Raw genomic sequence first — 19,629 nt, 5'->3', positions numbered from 1 at the left:
GCGTTGTGTAGCATAATGCTGGTGCATTTGAAGGTCCATCTAAGCAAAAGATTTGATCCCCTGCAGGCAATTTCCAATCCCCACTTCTTGATTACTGCAGCTTCTAGTTTTTTTTGTCCTATTCATCAGGGGTCATAAACGGAATACCATTGATAATAGGGAAATAAGGCTGACAATCTGAGCAAGTCAAAAGGCCTACAATGATTTCCTGCTCCTACCCTAAAGCTTAATTCTGTCCTTTATACTGATAGTCATGCCCATTAATCATTATAGCTCCATAGCTGATATATTCGGAACTACGTTCCTCCTGCAACGGATTGACTTCGGTAGGAATTAATTTTAAAAAACATCTTATATGTTTATCATGCACTAAAGACAAGTACTTGCTTTGGACTTTTATCAAAATGGCAGAGTTATTATAATCGTCAGTAACACTCAAAGGGGTATCAAGCTTAACTACAAACCAATCAGGATCAACTCCTCTGTCTGAAACCAGCTTTATTCTCTCCTTAATTTTTCCTTCTCCAATGTGAAAAATATCTTGCAGGTATTTATTAAATCGAGGGCAGTGAAGCTTTATCTTTTTACCCACATGATTTTGCGGAATAATGGTGTTTTCAGTAAAAATTGCAGTCAGTGTACTAAGACCTCTCGTTCCAGGTAAACTTTGATTACTAGGTGACCTAAAGCTGATTTTTATGGGCCTCCAAAATCCTTTGAATAGATCAAAACTGCTAGCATAGCTGACATAAAAAACAATGAGTAAGCTACACCAAAGCAAAGAACCCATAAAAGCAAATAGCGCTTCTTCTCTACCCACTAAAAAAGCATTGAGAACAAAGGAAGTAATCATTAATAAGCTAAGTAGCAATGCTAAGCGAAACCTAACTAAGTCATGTCTATAATGAACGGAATAATCAAAATACTTTGAATTATTGATTGCATTATTAATCATGATGGCCCATGCTTGAATAAAAAATGCAAAGCTAGCGAAGAAGAAAAAGATCAGGTCTTCAAATAGAAAATAGTCATAAAGAGCATGAGCAAAAGCACCTAATAAAAAATAATAAGGTATAATACTAAATCCCTCTTTTCGGAATTTGTATAGGATTATTCCATAAACTACAATTGAAGAATCAATCATATGACCCACGGAAGAAGTAAGGGCTCTACCAATCACTAATGAACCTGAAATATCTCGGAAGTATAATAGATTTTCTATAAATGCGAAGCCCAATGCAGAAATTGAGGCATAATAAATCAAGTCGATCGGTTCATCAATTTCTTTAGTAAACTTTAAAATAATTAAGACAGGGATCAATTTTATTAATTCTTCAACTAGCCCAATACCAAGAAAACTGTAGACGAAAAGATTATAAAAAGTATTAGTTGAATATTCAATAGAAAAAGTACTAGTCACAAAATCAGACAGGGGAAAAGTAAAAAACGTTATAAATGCGCCTAAGACAAAACCTAAAATACTAAACTCTAATTTTTCCCTATTATAGAAATCTAAATTCCGAAGATAAAACCACCAGATGCCGGTAACTAAAATGGCAGAAATTAAGCCCAAGATGTTGAGTTCGGTAAATATGGACAAACTCTTTAACCAATATCTACTAAAGCCTGAAGCTTTAGATAACGCTATTGAAATTTCATCTGAATGCAGTTTGAAAGAACTCAGATCTACTGCAGTTGCTGGTAAAATGAAATATAATAGAACTCCCACAATCATTATGAGGGTAGAAACAACAAATGCCTTGTAAGCTCCATTTTGAAAGAATAGCTTTTTGTTCCTACTTCTAGAGTATTTCATACCAACAAAAGAAGCTAGAAAGAAAAAGATCCAAAAAACATAAGTAATAACTGCTACCATATACGAAACGTAAAAATGAAAAGTACAAATAAATCAAAAAATATGAAAATGCACTAAGAGGAACCAAAAAATTACTATGCTAGCCCATTGGCTCCTGGGGAATCTGAAATAGTTTATAATCTTGAGGAGTACAAATACAGTTCAGCAAATTCCCATTATTAGCTTTATTGGTGTAAGGCTATTTTAGGGTAAGACAAGATCTTAGCATTATCGCGCCTCATTTCAAGATAGAATTTCATTAAAAAATACCATCTGCAATAATTTTCTAAACAGCCCGTTCGTACTTCTGTAATTAAACTATTAACCTTAACCATTAAAAGCAGAAATGATAAAACCACACTTCCTACTTGCCCTATTTTTATGTTCAACTTTCAATTCTTTGTTCGCTGTTTCTCAAGAGATAAAATATGTTCCTTTGGCCGAGGCAGGGCAAAAAGAAATCGACTCTGAGGCCTTTAAAGCAATTGATAGCTATTTTGATGACGTTACAATAGCTGGACTGGGAGAGTCCACCCATGGCACTTCCGAATTTCATCCCTATAGAGCGGAGCTATTCAAATACCTGATTGAAAATAAAGATTTTAATACCTTATTTCTGGAAGCAGATTATGCCGATTGCGTGCCAATTAGCGACTATGTGGCTGGCGAATCTGTTGATATTAGAGAAGCCATGAAGGCACTATATTGGCCTTGGCAAACAGAAGAACTCTTAGCTTTAATAGAGTGGATGCGTGCCTATAACCAAGAGCGAGCACTAGAGGATCAACTACAATTTGTAGGTGTTGACGGTCAATGGCCAGATAATGCAAGTATGAAAATAAATGATTTACTTTTGTCTTACAGCCTGAAGCCTTTAGATAGCAATCGATTTACTATTGTTTCCGATCAGGAATTTCAAAAATTAAGAAAGAGGGAGTATAAAGATATGCTCGCCTACCTGAGAACCTACAAAGAGAAAGATGTTTCTGATTTCCCCCGCTCGTCCTCGTTTGAGCGTAGCGGGAACGAGGATGCCTAAACCAAGCATTTGCAATGCTTAAAAGGCATAATTTATCTGAAGCAAGTAGATGTTTTTCAAAAAGCCTTTCCTTTGTAAGAAAAGCAAAAAGGCAATTAATCAACCAAAACCATGTCAGGCGAGCTTGAAACTTTTTGGTCCAAGCGGACGCTTGAACCGGTGCTAAATTGAAGCAGACTGCAATAGCGCAAGCATCCGCTTGTGCTGTTAACCCTACCTGAATTCGTAAGTACAAATAACCTATTTGTAGACTCCCCTCTGTCCGTTCTCTTCAGCTACACCACCCTACAAGTCCCCTTTCCTAACATCAATTATCCGTCAGGCAATTACACCATTACAAAATGACTGATAACCATATTGAAATAATATAAAATACCTTAACTTTCCTCAAAATTTACAATCCGAAAGGATGCCTACTGCATGTAAACCTTATTTAAAATGAATAGTAAAATTTCTGTAATCAAGTCATCATTTTTAGCTGTATTTTTATTACCTCTCCTCGCCCTTTTGATTTCAAGCTGCTCTCAACAGCAGAGCAGTACCGCTGAGGATACATCTGAAAATTTGGTAAACCCTCAAGATTGGCCAAGCATCAAGCCGATACCTTTAGATCCGGCAATAGAGGCACAAATTGATTCCATACTACCCAAACTGACCCTGGAACAAAAAGTGGGTCAGGTAATTCAGGCGGACAATGCATCTGTCACCCCTGAGGAGGTAAAGCAATACCGATTGGGTTCCGTGTTAAGTGGTGGGAATTCGGCACCGGGTGTATTACCCTATGCAGATACAAAAAAGTGGTTAGAACTGGCGGATGAATATTATTATGCCTCTATCGACACCGAAGGGGTTGAAATTGCCATACCCACTATATGGGGCATAGATGCGGTACATGGGCATGCTAACCTCAGTGGAGCAATAGTCTTTCCGCATAATGTCGGGCTTGGCGCTATGAATAATCCCGATTTAATCGAGAAAATTGCAGCAGTAACCGCTCATGAGTTGACTGTATCCGGTCATGATTGGACTTTTGCCCCCACTCTAGCGGTGCCTCAAGACCTGCGTTGGGGCAGAAGTTATGAAGGATTCTCTGAAGACCCTGAAATTGTGAAGTCCTACGCAGATCGGATTGTCTACGGACTACAAGGCCAAGTGGGTACAGATGATTTTATGGGAGCAGGCCGCGTCATATCCAGTGCTAAACATTTTTTAGCGGACGGTGCTACTGAAAATGGTGTTGATCAGGGGAATGCCCAAATCAGTGAAAAGGAATTAATTGACGTACATGCTGCCGGTTATTATAGCGCAATACCTGCTGGCGTGCAAACGGTGATGGCTTCTTTCTCTAGCTGGCAGGGCAGAAAACTGCATGGCGACAAAGAATTATTAACGGATGTATTAAAGGGGCAGCTTGGCTTTAATGGGTTTGTAGTGGGTGACTGGAATGGTCATGGTCAGGTGCCCGGATGTACCAATACGGATTGTGCACAATCTCTGAATGCAGGGCTAGATATGTATATGGCCCCTGATAGCTGGAAAGGCGTTTATGAAAGCACATTACAACATGTTCAGGACGGAACAATTCCGATGTCTCGTTTAGATGATGCAGTCCGCAGGATTTTGAGAGTGAAAATTGCCTCAGGCATATTTACCAAAGGCGCACCTAGCACACGTAAAAACGCAGGAGATGAAAGTCTCTTAGGACTACCCGAAAACAGAGCGATTGCACGCCAAGCAGTGAGGGAGTCAATGGTTTTACTTAAAAATAATGAAGGCACCTTACCGATTGACCCCAGCAAAACTATTCTGGTCATTGGTGATGGCGCAGCAAGCATTTCCAAGGCATCAGGCGGTTGGACCTTATCATGGCAAGGCACAGGTCATACCAATGATGAGTTTCCAAATGGTGAATCTATATTAGAAGGCATTGAAGAAACAGTTAATACCGCTGGAGGCAAAGTGATTTTTTCGGCTGATGGAGATACAAATATTGAGGCTGATCTTGTAATTGCTATATATGGAGAAGATCCATACGCAGAGTTTCAAGGCGATATAGAAAACTTAGACTTTGTGCCAAATGCATTTGACGTCAGTAAATTGGCGGAATTTCAAAGCAAAGACATTCCTGTTGTATCTGTTTTTCTATCGGGTCGCCCATTGTGGAGCAATCCTGAAATAAACAATTCTGATGCTTTTATTGCGGCATGGTTGCCTGGAAGTGAAGGCGGTGGTGTTTCCGATTTGTTATTTCAAAGAAATCCAGCCTTTGATTTTACTGGCCGTCTGTCTTTCGCCTGGCCTTCAACTGCACTGGTATCAGAAGATGCCGAACCCTTGTTTGAATTGGGCTATGGTCTAAGTTATAATACTACAGCAGTGGTTGATCAACTTTCAGAGTACTCTGGCTTAGAAAATAATAACCTAAAATCAACGGGGGAATTTTTCAATAAAGGTACTGCTGTTGCACCATGGGGATTATGGTTGAGTACAGGTGACTTAGATAAACAAATTGCTAGTTTCCCTACTTCCGTAGGAGGCTTGATTGTTAGCAAAACAGATCATGAGGCGCAAGAAGATGCCCTGAGAATTAAATGGACTAAATCAGATCGAGATCAAATGCGAATAAGTGCAGCTTCACCAAGTGATATGTCACGACAGGCAAATGGTGCTATGGAACTTGCTTTCTCAGCAAAATCATTTACCGAAGAGCAGGCTGTTGTCCAAATCGGAATGTGCGATTCAGACGCCTCTTGCAATGAAACCCTTGAAATCAGCATTGCTGCCGGAGATTGGCAAGAATATCGAATAAGCTTAAGCTGCTTTGATAATCTCGGTGTTGATATGACTACTATAAGTTCTGCTTTCATGATTACAGCCGGAGAAGGTGTTGATATAGGCCTGAGCAATATTCGATTAGCATCTGACCTTGACGCCAAGCCGGGATGTGATGGTAATTAATGCTTGTTTCTGATGTGGTAACTATAATAGCTATAGCCTTGTAATTTCAATCTCGTTGCCGCCCTGCTTTGGATGGTGATTCAATTGCTTTTAGGCCAGTATTGGTAGTATTTCGCAGGCATGCGTTTTTATGTGTACTGCTTTTACAGTGCGCATATATGCATACCTTAAAAATTTGATATGCAGAAAAGGAATTTTTGTTCGCGCATATTTTATTTTATAAAATCGCCATGCGCATAATTTCTTTGCCTGTGTCTCGTCCTCGTTCGTAAGAAAGATACCTAATCTGAGCATTTGAAATGCTATATTCATGAGAATCCACCAAAAGCCTAAATTGTAGTCAATTCAGAGGAATATTTAATTAGTTCAGCAAGAGATTATATTAGAAGAACTGATTAAGTAATGATTAGCTTCTTAAGTGGAGAATTTATATTTTATTAAGCCTCCTTGTAAAAGAAGACGAGTAGATTTAGACTATGCAGTTGGCGCACCCGGTTATCCCACCATCGCGACCGAGATAGAGCAATATTTATTTAAACAGCCCGTTCGTACTTCTGTAATCAAACTATTAACCTTAACCAGTAAAAGAAAAAATGATAAAACCTCACTTCCTACTTGCCCTATTTTTATGTTCAACTTTCAATTCTTTTTTCGCTTTTTCCCAAGATATACAATATGTTCCTTTGGCTGAGGCAGGACAAAAAGAAATTGACGCTGATGCCTTTAAAGCAATAGATAGCTACTTTGATGACGTTACAATAGCTGGGCTGGGAGAGTCTACCCATGGCACTTCCGAATTTCATACTTACAGAGCTGAGCTATTCAAATACCTGATTGAAAATAAAGATTTTAACACCTTATTTCTGGAAGCCGATTATGCCGATTGCGTGCCAATTAGCGATTATGTGGCTGGAGAATCTGTTGACATTAGAGAGGCCATGAAGGCACTATATTGGCCGTGGCAAACAGAAGAACTTTTAACTTTAATAGAGTGGATGCGCACCTATAATCAAGAGCGAGCACTAGAGGATCAACTACAATTTGTAGGTGTTGACGGTCAATGGCCAGATAATGCAAGCATGAAAATAAATGATTTACTTTTGTCTTATGAACTGGAGCCTTTAGATAGCAATCGATTTCCTATTGTGTCCAATCAGGAATTTCAAAAATTAAGAAAGAGGGAGTATAAAGATATGCTCGCCTACCTGAGAACCTATAAAGAGAAAGATGTATCTGATTTCTCGAAAGAAGACCAACAAAAGTATCAGCTTTTGATCAGGAATTTAGAACAGTCGCTAGAAACTAGGATTTCGAAATGTAGCACTTTGAGAGACAGCTTTATGGCGCAAAATATGCTAAGTAAGTTAAGAGAGCGACCAAACACAAAAGCCATTTTTTGGGCTCATAACGAACACGTATATAAGGTGTTATCTCACTATGATAAAAAAAGAGCGGAGCAGCATGGAATCACAGGTGGTGTATTAAAACATGCCATTAAAGAGCAATATGTGTCCATTATGCAAGATTTTGATAATGGGTCTTTCATTGCCTATCACAAGATCAATGATTCAAAAAATGAAAACTTTGAAAATTACGATTTAGGTGAGGTAATGATAGATAAGAGTATTGCTGGCTCCTATGGTGAAAAATTAAGAAATCTTCAAGAAGAACTTGTTTTTATTGACTTTAGTGAAAATAAGCAAGTGGTGGGCGAATACAAGCTGCACACAATTGGTGCCGTTTTCAATCCAGCTAAGGATAATCCTCAGCAAACCTCTCAATTTAATTATTGTCCTGGTGGAGAGTGTTATGATGCTCTTCTATTCACAAAGGAATCTACTCCAATTCAATTATTGCAGGATTAAGAAAACTCCGTTTCAGACATGCTTTGCATACTGATGGAATCCAAGTTGTCGCATGCCTCTAATGCAAATTGAATCTACTTTTTATTTTCATTTGAAGTTTTTTTTGAGTGAAGCTATTCCAGGACAAGACATTTAAAACAAGTCCGAGCATACTAAACAACTCGAGGGCTCAGGTAAGTTTCAAAGAAAAGAGGACTTGTGCGATTTAAGGGGGATTTAAGAATAATTCTACTATATTTATGATATAGGTATAAAAAATCAGATCCTGCATTTTACTTAGTAACTCGTACTATTTTGTTGCTCTTAATAAGCTAGATACAGTCTGAGAATAGTGTATGTTGATCGATACTTAGCTAGTACCTAAACATTATAAAAAAGAAGAAATGAAAGATTACAAAGTGGAAGCACTTATCTACTACTCTAAAATTACTACTGATTCCAAACATATTATAAAGTCTTCAAAGAAGGAAATTCAAGAAAAATTAGATGAGTACGCTAAAGAAGGCTACCGTTTGACCTCTACAGATGCCAGTAATTTTGGAGCGGCAATGTACATTTATTTATATTTTGAAAAAGAAATATAAATCAAGAATGAAAAAGATAAAATGGAGAAAATTTATATTTGAATTCTTGTCAATTTTCATAGCGGTAATATCCGCCTTTGGCCTTACGAACTGGAGCAATAATAGAAATAATAAAAATTCCGAATTAAAGATTCTTACTGAAATCAAAAACGGAATTGGAATGGACAAACAAGATTTTAAAGTAAATATAACGGGACATAACTTAAGCTTAAAAGCTAATCATAAATTTAGAGAGTTATTGAAGGGCAAAAGTATTCGAGAGGATTCAGTTGAGGTACTCTACACGTCTTTATTTCGGGACTATACTGCAGTAATAAATGGCTCAGGTTACGAATCATTAAAAGAAGCTGGATTAAAAACAATTAGTAATGATACGCTCAGGTTTCAAATTATATCTCTATATGATTATTACTACGGTATAATTCAACTTTTAGATGAGATCAATGAAATGCAGTCCTTTGAAAACTATTTTGAACCTGTCAATTCACTTTTACATCCCTACATGGAATTCGATGATAGTGGCGATTTGGTGAGAATCAATAGTCCGGATGATTTAAGTACTAGAGAACAAAAAGAAATCCTAAGTTATTTGTGGAGACTAGAGAAGAACAGAAATTATAAATTAGATAAATATAAATCAATCATTAAAGTGATGGATAGTGTGAGAAACAATATTGAAATTGAAATCAATAACAATAGTTAAAAATTATTGCAATTGCGCGTTTTGCTAAACAACTCCATCTCGGGGAAATTTTTAACAAGGGATTAAAATTAATCAATAAAATGACCCAGTGAACTACTATCAAACTGGTGAAGTAATTTGAAGCCTAAGATTTTAAAAGAGAATAAGGTTAACATCAATTCGGCAAGTTAAATTTCTAAATTTAGATAAATGAAAGGAGCTATAGTTGATAATACCTTTTTTGCAATCTGAAATAGAATGAAGGAAACTAACTTGTTAATTTTTATCCCTGGAATAGCGCTATTCATCACATTATTATTAGCGTTATTTTTGATAATAGCTAAAACTAAACATAAAATAAGCAACCGACTTTTTGCTCTGTTTTTAACATTAATTGGAATTGATATCGGTGGAGTTTTTATCGATTTTATTGGTGAGAATCCTTCCAACTTAGGAATGCTTAATAACTCGATTACATTTTTGCAACTCCCTGTTTTTTATCTATATGTTTTATCCGTTTGTTATTCGGATTTTAGCTTAAAACTTAAACACTTATTTCATATAATTCCATTTTTAGTTGTAAATCTAATCTTACTGCCCAATTATTATCTTGTAGATACCGTTTCTAAAATCAGCTTTTTTGAGAACAATCTAAATGGTGTGGAGCTTAAGTTTAATTATACACTTCTGCACATTCAAATAGTTGCATATATGATTGCTATTTTTATGATTTTAAAGAAAACAAAGAAGCTTTATCTGGAAAATAATGCGGGTTCAAGCATCAATTCTTATAATTGGCTACTTCAGTTTACGATTGCACTAACTATTTTCTATTGCATAGCACTGTTCAAAAATATTTTTAAGCTTTCTGATTATACAAACATTTCTGAATGGATAAAAATCGGCCTCTTTCTATTTGAAATACTTATTATTTGCTGGTATTTGTTTAAGGCTTTAAACAATCCTAACGTCTTTAGAAATGTAAATTCGAGATTGAAGCCTGTAGCTGATATTGTTTCAGAAAGACAAAAAAGCAATCATTTTGATAAGGTTGAAAATAACTACGAAGAAACTTTATTACTACTTAATGAATACATGAAAACTGAAAAACCATATCTAAATCCATCCATTACAATCCAATATATATCAGATGAAATTCAAATACCTGTCCGTGATTTATCGCTTTTAATAAATCATAAACTAGGCCAGCATTTCTTTGACTTTATAAATGCCTACCGAATAGAAAATGCAATGCGTATTTTAAAAGACCCTGAAAAAAGTAAAATGAATATTTTAGAAATATTGTATGAGGTTGGTTTTAATTCAAAGTCTTCCTTCAATACTGCATTTAAAAAACATACTGGTATCACGCCTACTTCATATCGAAATCAATTCTAAAAGAAAGTATTATTTAGAGTCGAACGCATTTAGTTATGAAAATGCGTTCGACTTTTTTTAGTCGGTCGCATAAAAGTAGCCCCTTCTTCATATTTGCATCAAAATATTTATACACCTAAAGTATTATAAAATGAAGAAATGTCTTTTTGTAATTTTTGTAGTAGCCCTTTTAAGTTGTCAGATAAACAAATCAAAAATATCAGAAGAAGGAACTGAATATTCTTTTCTTACAGATAGCTTAAACATAGAACAACAATTAATAGACCATAATCTTGCTGGATTCAGCCTTGTAGTGTTTGAAAATTACGAGATAGTTTATTCTAAGCAATTTGGAGTTAAATCAGTCATTTCTAATGAAATGATAGACGAACAGACTGCCTTCTCAACGGCTTCAATTGCAAAACCAATCACATCCCTTCTTTGCCATATACTTGAGGAAAAAGGGTTTATTAATTTGGATGATCCAATAGACAATTATCTCAAAAGGTGGCATTTGCCAAAGAGCCCATTTACTGAACACAATAATCCAACGTGGAAGCAATTTCTAAATCATACTGCCGGCACCAGCCAACATGGTTTTGCCGACTTTTATGAGGGAGGTGAAATTCCTACCCTCAAGCAGAGCCTATTAGGTCAAATTCCACGATACGATAAACCTATAGAATTCTTGTTTACACCGGGCACAAGTTGGCAGTATAGCGGAGGTGGATATGTAATTATTCAAATGGCACTTGAAGACAAAATGAACAAATCAATTGCTCAGCTTGCCCAGGAACATATTTTTGTCCCACTTGATTTGAAAAATACAACAATGATTCAGCCAAATGAAAAAGGTTTTCTAACTAATGTAGCCTTAGTTCACGATAAGGAAAATAAAGTTATAAAAACTGGACTGCCTATCACTCCACAAGTTGCACCCTCAGGCTTATGGTCTACACCTTCTGATTTGGCCAAGCTTACAATTGAAATTCAGAATGCGCTTCGAAACAAGAATAATAAGGTTATCTCTAACAATATTGCTAAAAAGATCACGGAAGTAACAGCCTTGAAAAATGCGGTTGGCGGTTGGGCCTACGGGCCACAGAGATCTTTCGGATATAACAATTACGATTGGATAAGATGTGGTGGCTCCAATACAGGGGTTGGGAGTGAAATTTTTGCCACCATGGCAGATGGTAATGGCTGGATTTACATGGCAAATGGCGAAAAGCCAAATCGACTCCCTGTATTTAACCAAGTTCAAATAAAACTTTTAGCCCTTACCGACTGGAAAAAGACTTTACCGACAGAAGACATTCAAAAAATACCCTTAGAGACTCGAGAAAAATTGACAGGTAATTACAATGATTTTCTCTTTGGAGTAGGGATGGACGTTAAAATTGTAGTTAGAGATAATCGGCTATTTGTAGAATCCCCATTTTTTGAATTTTATAAAGGACAAAATGAAAATGAATTGATAGGTTTAAAAAACGGTTTTTTTAAAATAATAGATTATCCTAACTTGTTAAAATTTAATTTCAGTCATGGTAAGCCGAGTTCTGTAATCGTATTTAGAGATAATTTGGAGGTTGAAATTGAATTGATACATGATAAATAACTTAAAAGATATTTGGATACAATTAAAGGGTACACTCCCTTTTGGCGCACGCGTGCCGCGTGTGATCTCTTGTCTCGTCCTCATTTTACTTTACAGTTTACATTATAGTCCTAATATAACTTTACTAATATGAATAGTTGTGGTAAATGAGTTTAGTGTGTTAAGCATCTTCATTTTTAATTGCCGGTTAGCGTGCATTGCCTAGCAAAACGCCCGCTGTCAGCTATGAAAATAAGAGCTTTACACCTATATTGGGTTTTAGATCAAAAACCACAAATGAGCTTTAGCACTATTTTAGTTTTAAGGATTGCGCAATAGTCATGTCAATTACTACCTTTCACTTTGTCAATGATCTTCCTTAACAAACAAATACATATTGAATGAGAAGAGTAGTCATCTTAATGCTCGTGCTGTTGGTGTCATTTAATATTTGTGGCCAAGAACCTATGAAAAAGATAGCATTGCAAGAAGGTATTCATAACATCGAATATGATCATCTTAATTTAACCGCATTACTTCAAGTCTATAATGAAGAATCAGCAACGCACTTAATTGGAGATCTGTTTCTTAGTTTGGAACATGACGGTGAAGAGGTAGCTAGCTTTTATGTTGAGATTGACACGTCTGCAAAAGAATACCTAACCAAAATATATAAGAATTACTTGCTAACTTTTATGATTGAAAACAGCAATAGATATCTTATCATAGAAAAAGCAGACTTTGGAAAGAAATTTGCACTTTCAAGTAATAGAAGTGCTACAATAGGCAATCCCCATCATGCGATTGAATTAGCAATTACCGATTATATTTACGAATCGGGATACGATGGGCCGCCTGAAGATGAGAACAGAAATTACTTTACGGATGTACACTACACTTTAAAAGTGAAAGTAAAGGATGTTGTGAAAAATTTCAGTTTTTATAGTTCTGAGATCAAGGGTGATTTTATAATTGAGTTGCAAGATTATGAAATCCAAATTCTGTCAGATCTTTACAAAAATTCATATTGCCTAATTGAAATGGTAGTTCACAGAAAAGAGGATAAATAAAGTAAGATGCTTATCCACTAGCACGTATTGTGCAGCTGTGTTGTCCTGAAATAGCTTTATTTGTGTAAAGCTATTTCAGGACAACACAAATGTATTTTTCTAAAAAGCTTACCCCTTTGGCGGATAGCTGCCACTTGTGCTTTCTATAAATTCACTGTAATTGCTGCTGCTTTTACCATGATAATTTTTTAGGTCTTGGGTCTTAAGCAGCTTCAGATAGCATTTCCAGAAGTCCCTATTTTTGATTAAATTTAGTATAGCATCGGATAATTTCTTGAAAGGAAATTCCCACTTTTAGATGTCGCGCTAATCCAATAGCTTGGATTGAGCTAAAAACATTAAGCTTATGGAATTAGTATTTTTTTATGGATTGGCTATTGCATCATTACTAATTGGAACTGCTGCCATTTACATGGCTTTAATAGAAGCTTTCCCCATAAGTTGGCTGTACTACCATTATTTTTTACGAAAGCCCCTCAATTGGTCCATTTTTATAGGGCTATTAGTATGTACAGGCATAATTTTTTACCAAAACAATGAAATGCCATTGTGGGCCATTGCCCCCTTATTGATCACAGGGTTTGCCTTGATTTTAACCTATAAAATGCATCAGGAGAAAGCATTTCCTGCTGTGTTCTTTCCAGAAATGGCGAAAGACCCTAATCAACTACCTCTTGATGATCAAATGGAAATGGCCGTGATTGAGTATGAAGGTATTACTAAGTGCTACCCCTTGGACTATGTCATTCATCATCATATCATCAATGACCATTTTGCAGACAAAATTGTGGCTCTAACCTATTGCGCGATGTGTAGAAGCATCATCCCTTTTGATGTTGCCACTTTAGGGCCGTTAAAAGTAGGCTCATTTAAAAATGCCAATATGATAGTTGCAGATGTGAGGACTAATACTTTCTTCCAGCAATCTACCTTTCAATCATTAATAGGTAAGCTGCATCCTTATGAGTTGAAAATGATCCCATTTCAAATACTTTCCTGGCGAGAAGTCAAACAAACAAGCGAATCGCCCAATGTTGTTAAAGTCAGCGAAAAAGATTTTAAAGATTTTGAATTACCTATCCCGGGTATTTGGAAAAAACTAGTGGCTTCTGAAGCTACTCCAGGACTGGCCTCAAAAAACCGTGATAAAACATTCCCTGCACGTACTCATGTAATTGGAATAACGGATAGCTCGATAAAAGACCGATTGGTTTATTTAAAGAAGGAAGTATTGTCAGAAAAGGTAGTGGAGAATAACGAATATGGATTTGTCCTTATTGGGGCTGGAAAAACAGTAAATGCGTTTAAAGATACTTTGAAAGCTCAAAAGCTAACAATTAGATTAGAGGGTATCGAATTATGCGATGCAACCAGCAATACAAAGTGGAATATCAGAGGCAAATATATTTCCGGAGATCTTAGAGTAGATTTGGAACCAATTGCTATTTCAGATGAATATTGGTTTTCATGGATTAAATTTCATGAAAATTCAAAGCTCGTCAGATTGTAAATTCAGTCTCATTTTTATTTAAGTGCTATGCGTTACCAAAATTTAAATCTGCATTGCTTTCTAATAAGGATTACAACTTCGTTATTTATAGTACAGGATAATTTCCTATATTAAAATTTAGAAATCAAATAACAGAACTATGAATAAGAAGATAATCGGAGTAATACTTATTGTGGCGGGTGTCGCTTTAGTGGTTTGGGGATATGATGTATATGATTCTGCAGGCTCACAAATCAGTAGAGCGCTTAGTGGTGACACACCAATTGAGGCATGGATAGGGATGGTAGGTGGAGGTCTTTGCGTTATTTTCGGGATTAGGCAGCTACGGTAAACGATATTGCGTCATCATCTGCTTTTCTTGTCCTGAGACAGCTTTTCATTTCCCTTAAATCCATCGAAATGCTTTAGTTCACCCACTTCAGTGGAGGGGCCTAGGCCATTAATAATATGATTGATGCCTCCTTTAAGCCCCGCAAAGGTGGAAATATGCATGATTTCAATGCCAGAATGATCAGGGACTTCCATAGAATTTTCCAGCCTCACATTATTGGAGACCGTGGGCTCATCGTGAAAGAAACTGTAGATGCCAAGTCCAAAGGCTCTATGGTTTTGAACGGTATCGGCTACCTTATAAGAAGCATAACCAGGCTTTCCTTCATCATTCCATAACTCATTGCTTGGAGGGTGATAGGGGATTTCAGATTGATAAAAATAGGTGCTGCCGTATTCACCATTCCATAGCGTTTGGTAGCCCTGAAAGTGCTCGTTAAACAAGCCGAAAATAGTTACGTGTGCCCCATTAACCACTAGTCCATGTTTGTTTTGACCTTCCATCCATTCAGTACCCACACCATGATCAGCTCGCCATAACCAAAAATGATCGCCAATTACATAATTACTGTTGATAGTAAGGCTGGTTTCTGTCTGCCCTTTTACAGCACCCCCTACTCGGCAATAAATATCATGCAGCGAGATAGGATTGTCGGGGTATTGAGCATTTGAGGCCTCAGATCCAATTTGAATGAGAGAGGGAGATAACTTTGGTCCCGCATCCACCATAAAGCCTGCTAATTTCACTCCTGGGATATCTTTTGTCTTTAGTCCTATATTTCCATTTTGAGGAATAAGGGTAGGTAATCCCAGTCCAATCATTACTGTATTGGCTTTGCCGACCGTTAGTGTTTCGTTAAGTTCATAGATACCGGGAGTCAAAAGAATATGCTTCCCATTCACTAAGGCCTGATTAATCGTAGTTGCATTATCTTTTTCAGGATAGGCAATATGGAATGAGTCAATCGGGATCAGCTCCCCTTCTTCATTAGTATTAATCCAAGACGGCCCGGAACTTTCGCGCATGAGTGCCGGAACAAAGACGGCATAATCTCCCGACTCGGTATAAGTTAAGAAGGGTTTTTCCCGAATAACTGGTGTTTTATCAATGATGGTAGTAGGCTTTTCAGGCCAGGCATCTTTAGGGGCTCCGTCCACTCCAATAAATACCCTGTTCCAGTTTCCGCCTTCCCAAGATCCGATTTTAGAGTTTCTACTCATCCATTGCTGGCCTGATGTTAATCCTGCTCTACCTTCTACAATAGAATTAGCGAGTACCCCACCACTTGCCCAACTACCTTTGTCAAAATTTATGTCGCCCGCTACGTGCATACGCCTATAAGGAGCTGCTTGAGATACTGCCCAATAGATCGTTTCGTCATTTTGGGGGATGACTTTGAAGTTTTCTGCACCACGCCAAAACATAGTGGTTACTTTATTCGGAATACCATTGCTGCTGGTGCTGGCTACGGACTGCACGGCTCCCTTAATGATCACCTCTCCAGGATATCGTCCCAATCCTAAAGCCTGCACATAATAATCCACTGTGACATCCAAATTATAGGTTCCTGGTTTAAACAGCAGTGCATATCGTTCTGAGCCAAATTCATTATGCTTCTGTTGCCTATGTAAGGCCTGAAGCGTAGTCTTTATTTTATCCTGATCCATACTATCGTCAAAGACCAAGACATTTTCACCAAATATTGAACGGTATGGACTTGAGTCTAAGGCCTGATGATCATCTTTTGAATTGGAACATGCACTAGTGAAGCCTAAAAGTAAAATACAACTTACGGCAGTGAGAAAATGTCGGGAGATAGAAATAGAATGCATCATATTTGGATAAATTCAATACTATTTTTGCTATCAATTATACATGGAAAATATTCATAAAACGAATGTTTTGCAGAAAGAAATGCTTTATGCCCAGCTAGTTGCCGTTTGAAACCAGGGTTGTTAGTACAGGACTTTTCACCTTCTACAAAAAATAACCTTCGCCTTCCTATCAATATATTGGCACCTGCTTCCTTTGTTTGAGCTTTTGCTTGCTGTTTTTGTATTTGATATAAAACTGTCTAATGCAATTAAAACAGATAATTGTATTCTTAAGCCACCCAAATGCATTCACTGAAATATTTAACTAAGTTCCATTTTCCATAGTATTTAATCAATCATTAAGGATATTATGGATTTCTGATTTGGCAGATTTTTACACTATATAATTGTAAGTATTGATTTGTAACACTACTTTAGTACAGTTACTATATGGCTATATATTAATTAAAAATTCTATACATGAATCACCCCAAATCCTTTCAATGAAGATCAAGACATTTCAACCTCTTAGTCAAGAACTTCAAAAGTATATTGAATGCTTTTACATCCTTTCGAACTCTAAAGAGGAAGAAAAGGTAAGTTATTTAACTTTCCCTACTTTGTTCTCAGTTGTAGGTGCAGTAATGAACGCAAAAAACATCGTTACTGATCAAAAAGTGACCATTTCATTTAGCAAGGAGGATGCTATTGATACTAGTCTGGTATGCCGATTTAACAAGCCGATTTTTGTTGAATATGAAGGAGAAATCAAAGAAATATGTATTTATTTTAAGCCATTGGGACTCAATGCCTTTCTAGAAAAGCCACTTGAAAATTATAGCCATAGCTTCGTAGATGAATTTATACCATTTCCAGATTACGAAATGAGGATGCAAAGTATCTTAAAAATGGCCGATGATGCTGATTTAGCTATAAACATTGAACAGTATTGGCTGGACAAACTAATCGGTTTTAAGCATCCCTTTCTGCATGCAGCGCTTGACGCCATTCATCAAGACCCGAACATCACTACCAATGAATTAGCAAAAGGCCTGGGAGTTAGTCAAAAGACTTTCATTAAACAGTTCAAAAAGCATTTGTGCAAAACCCCAACAGAATTCAAAAAGATCTTAAGATTCAGGATAGCGATCAGTGAAAAGCAAAAATCATTTGACGGCAATCGATTAACTGAATTGGCCTATATCTCCAATTTTTTCGATCAGTCGCATATGGTGGCAAGTTTTAAGTCTTTGACGGGCTTCGCGCCTAAGTCATTTTTCCAAAGGCTTTCTACAACAAATGGTGATAATATAAATTGGATTTTTACAGCAGGGTAAATCTTATACAATTTTACGGCATTAGTTGACTGCATATTTGTACACTTCAGAACCATACTTTACTGGAGTAAAGTAATATTTAAATAAAAATCATTCAACTTATAACACCCCTAAAAATGAGCCCTTTGTTAAAATTAGTATGCAGTTTTTCTTTGATTTGTTTCAGCATGTTGCCCTTGAAGGCGCAGGATTGTAATTGTGAAGAGTCCTTTAACATAGCATTAGAAGCCTATGAAAAGAATTACTCATTGTTTATGTATAAAGTGACTGATGAAAACAGAGATTTATATGATGCGCATACAGACTTGATGCTCGAAAAAGCCAAGAAGACGGAAGATTTTGATGAGTGTAAAATATTACTTGAGCAGTGGCTTGACTTTTTTAGGGATGGTCATACGTACATTGTGAACTCAGGCCAACAATCCAAGGAATCCTATAGCGAAGAAATTCAGATCACTGAAAAGCAGTTTAAAAGAGAGTATCAAGAGAAATCTTACGAGCTCAATACGATTTTAGGAATCTGGAAAAATGGTGGTTATACTGTGGCCATAATGCCCAGCCCACAGCCCAGTAATAGAGAAAGAGATTATGTTGCGGTAATTATAGAAAGTAGTAATCCTGATTGGAAAAAAGGAGAGGTTAAATTTGAGCTGAGAAATGTATTTGGCACCTCTTATAAAGTCAACTACTTAATGGGAGACCATTCAGTAGAAAAGCGCAATGGAGAACAAACAGATTTTGGAATGCTGGAAATAGAGGGGTTGAGTGAGTGGGTAAAACTTTGGCCTCAAGTAGAAAACGTAAAAAAGCGCAGTGACTTAGAAATGAAAATGGACCAGTTTCATATATCCTACATAGATGAGATCCCGTATTTGCGACTTCCAGACTTTTACTCAGTGCCAGCAAGCTATGTGGATAGCCTCATGAAAGCTCATCATGATCGAATTTTAGCGGCTGATTTTATGATTGTTGATTTGAGAGGAAATGGAGGAGGAAACGATGGTACTTATTCTCCCGTGCTTCCCTATGTTTTGAGCGGCCCAGTCATATTGCCTGCCAATGGCTTCTGGTTAAGCGAGGATAATACGGAGTATCTAATCAATGGCATGGCTGCCTATAACGGTTTGTCCGTTGAAGAATACGCAGAGCAAGAGAAGAAAGAGTATGAAATGTTTATCAACAATAAGGGAACTGCCTACTTTAAAGGGGACAGTACTTGGACCTTTACTCCAGATACGATCTATCGAGAAGGTCCTGATAAGGTAATTATATTAACCGATGAAGAAGTGGGGAGCTCAGGAGAAACCTTTGTCTACCGTGCCAATCAGAGTGATAAAGTAGTGGTTTATGGGCAAAATACAGCAGGTGTTGTGGATGGTTTTAATGGTTTCCCTTTGGACCTTGGTTGTTTTACAGCTGTTTTCCCAACTTCCTTTAGAGCACCCGATCTAGAAGAAAATCCTATAGATCCTTACGGCATTGCACCCGATGTGTATGTCGATGAGAAAGTTGACGTTTTAGCATATGCTATTGACCATATGAAGCATTTAATCAAAAATGAAAACTCGAAGGAATAATTGTATATGTTTAATATAGGATAACTGTACATT

At 36.8% G+C, this 19,629-nt stretch carries 14 protein-coding genes; 12 read left to right on the top strand and 2 right to left on the bottom strand.

Annotated elements, in window-relative coordinates:
• Positions 1-226: 226 nt before the first annotated feature.
• Positions 227-1,876: a PrsW family intramembrane metalloprotease gene (locus tag B9Y84_RS18745; RefSeq protein WP_085518937.1), complete on the bottom strand. Its 1,650-nt coding sequence runs from the start codon at positions 1,874-1,876 to the stop codon at positions 227-229.
• Between the two features lie 325 nt (positions 1,877-2,201).
• On the opposite strand from B9Y84_RS18745, the gene B9Y84_RS18740 reads away from it, so the two are divergent.
• The 10 genes from B9Y84_RS18740 (at position 2,202) to B9Y84_RS18690 (ending at position 14,868) form a co-directional block, all read left to right on the top strand.
• Positions 2,202-2,894: an erythromycin esterase family protein gene (locus tag B9Y84_RS18740; RefSeq protein WP_085518936.1), complete on the top strand. Its 693-nt coding sequence runs from the start codon at positions 2,202-2,204 to the stop codon at positions 2,892-2,894.
• Positions 2,895-3,332: 438 nt separating this feature from the next.
• Entirely contained in the window at positions 3,333-5,852 is a 2,520-nt protein-coding gene (locus B9Y84_RS18735) for a glycoside hydrolase family 3 protein (RefSeq protein WP_085518935.1), read from the top strand.
• 593 nt (positions 5,853-6,445) lie between these two features.
• Positions 6,446-7,717 carry an erythromycin esterase family protein gene (locus tag B9Y84_RS18725; RefSeq protein WP_085518933.1) on the top strand — a complete coding sequence of 424 codons (1,272 nt, stop codon included), beginning with the start codon at positions 6,446-6,448 and terminating at the stop codon, positions 7,715-7,717.
• Positions 7,718-8,100: 383 nt separating this feature from the next.
• The gene (locus tag B9Y84_RS18720; RefSeq protein WP_085518932.1) at positions 8,101-8,301 is read left to right on the top strand and encodes a DUF4177 domain-containing protein; all 201 of its coding nucleotides are present in this window, start codon (positions 8,101-8,103) and stop codon (positions 8,299-8,301) included.
• A 7-nt stretch (positions 8,302-8,308) separates the two neighbouring features.
• Complete coding sequence (locus B9Y84_RS18715; protein WP_085518931.1) at positions 8,309-9,004, top strand: hypothetical protein; 696 nt, start codon at positions 8,309-8,311, stop codon at positions 9,002-9,004.
• Positions 9,005-9,241: 237 nt separating this feature from the next.
• Complete coding sequence (locus B9Y84_RS18710; protein ID WP_085518930.1) at positions 9,242-10,381, top strand: helix-turn-helix domain-containing protein; 1,140 nt, start codon at positions 9,242-9,244, stop codon at positions 10,379-10,381.
• A 130-nt stretch (positions 10,382-10,511) separates the two neighbouring features.
• The gene (locus B9Y84_RS18705) at positions 10,512-11,978 is read left to right on the top strand and encodes a serine hydrolase domain-containing protein (RefSeq protein WP_085518929.1); all 1,467 of its coding nucleotides are present in this window, start codon (positions 10,512-10,514) and stop codon (positions 11,976-11,978) included.
• A 380-nt stretch (positions 11,979-12,358) separates the two neighbouring features.
• Positions 12,359-13,027, top strand: coding sequence for a hypothetical protein (locus B9Y84_RS18700; protein WP_139828099.1), 669 nt, complete (start codon positions 12,359-12,361; stop codon positions 13,025-13,027).
• Between the two features lie 346 nt (positions 13,028-13,373).
• A complete protein-coding gene (locus B9Y84_RS18695; RefSeq protein ID WP_085518927.1) occupies positions 13,374-14,537 on the top strand; it encodes a DUF3179 domain-containing protein in 1,164 nt (387 codons plus the stop codon).
• Positions 14,538-14,676: 139 nt separating this feature from the next.
• Positions 14,677-14,868, top strand: a complete 192-nt coding sequence (locus tag B9Y84_RS18690; protein ID WP_085518926.1) for a DUF3185 family protein — start codon at positions 14,677-14,679, stop codon at positions 14,866-14,868.
• Positions 14,869-14,882: 14 nt separating this feature from the next.
• On the opposite strand, the gene B9Y84_RS18685 is transcribed toward B9Y84_RS18690, so the two are convergent.
• A complete protein-coding gene (locus tag B9Y84_RS18685) occupies positions 14,883-16,703 on the bottom strand; it encodes an adenylyl cyclase (RefSeq protein WP_245830890.1) in 1,821 nt (606 codons plus the stop codon).
• Positions 16,704-17,185: 482 nt separating this feature from the next.
• Between B9Y84_RS18685 and B9Y84_RS18680 the strand changes: the two genes are divergently transcribed.
• Both B9Y84_RS18680 and B9Y84_RS18675 read left to right on the top strand, forming a co-directional pair.
• Entirely contained in the window at positions 17,186-18,019 is an 834-nt protein-coding gene (locus B9Y84_RS18680) for a helix-turn-helix domain-containing protein (protein WP_085518925.1), read from the top strand.
• A 167-nt stretch (positions 18,020-18,186) separates the two neighbouring features.
• The gene (locus B9Y84_RS18675) at positions 18,187-19,596 is read left to right on the top strand and encodes a S41 family peptidase (RefSeq protein WP_245830889.1); all 1,410 of its coding nucleotides are present in this window, start codon (positions 18,187-18,189) and stop codon (positions 19,594-19,596) included.
• Positions 19,597-19,629 lie beyond the last annotated feature (33 nt).

This window comes from Marivirga sericea, assembly GCF_900177665.1.
In the GTDB taxonomy this organism is placed as follows: domain Bacteria; phylum Bacteroidota; class Bacteroidia; order Cytophagales; family Cyclobacteriaceae; genus Marivirga; species Marivirga sericea.
Note: the sequence above shows the minus strand (reverse complement) of the source record. Positions and strands in the feature narration are given on the sequence as shown.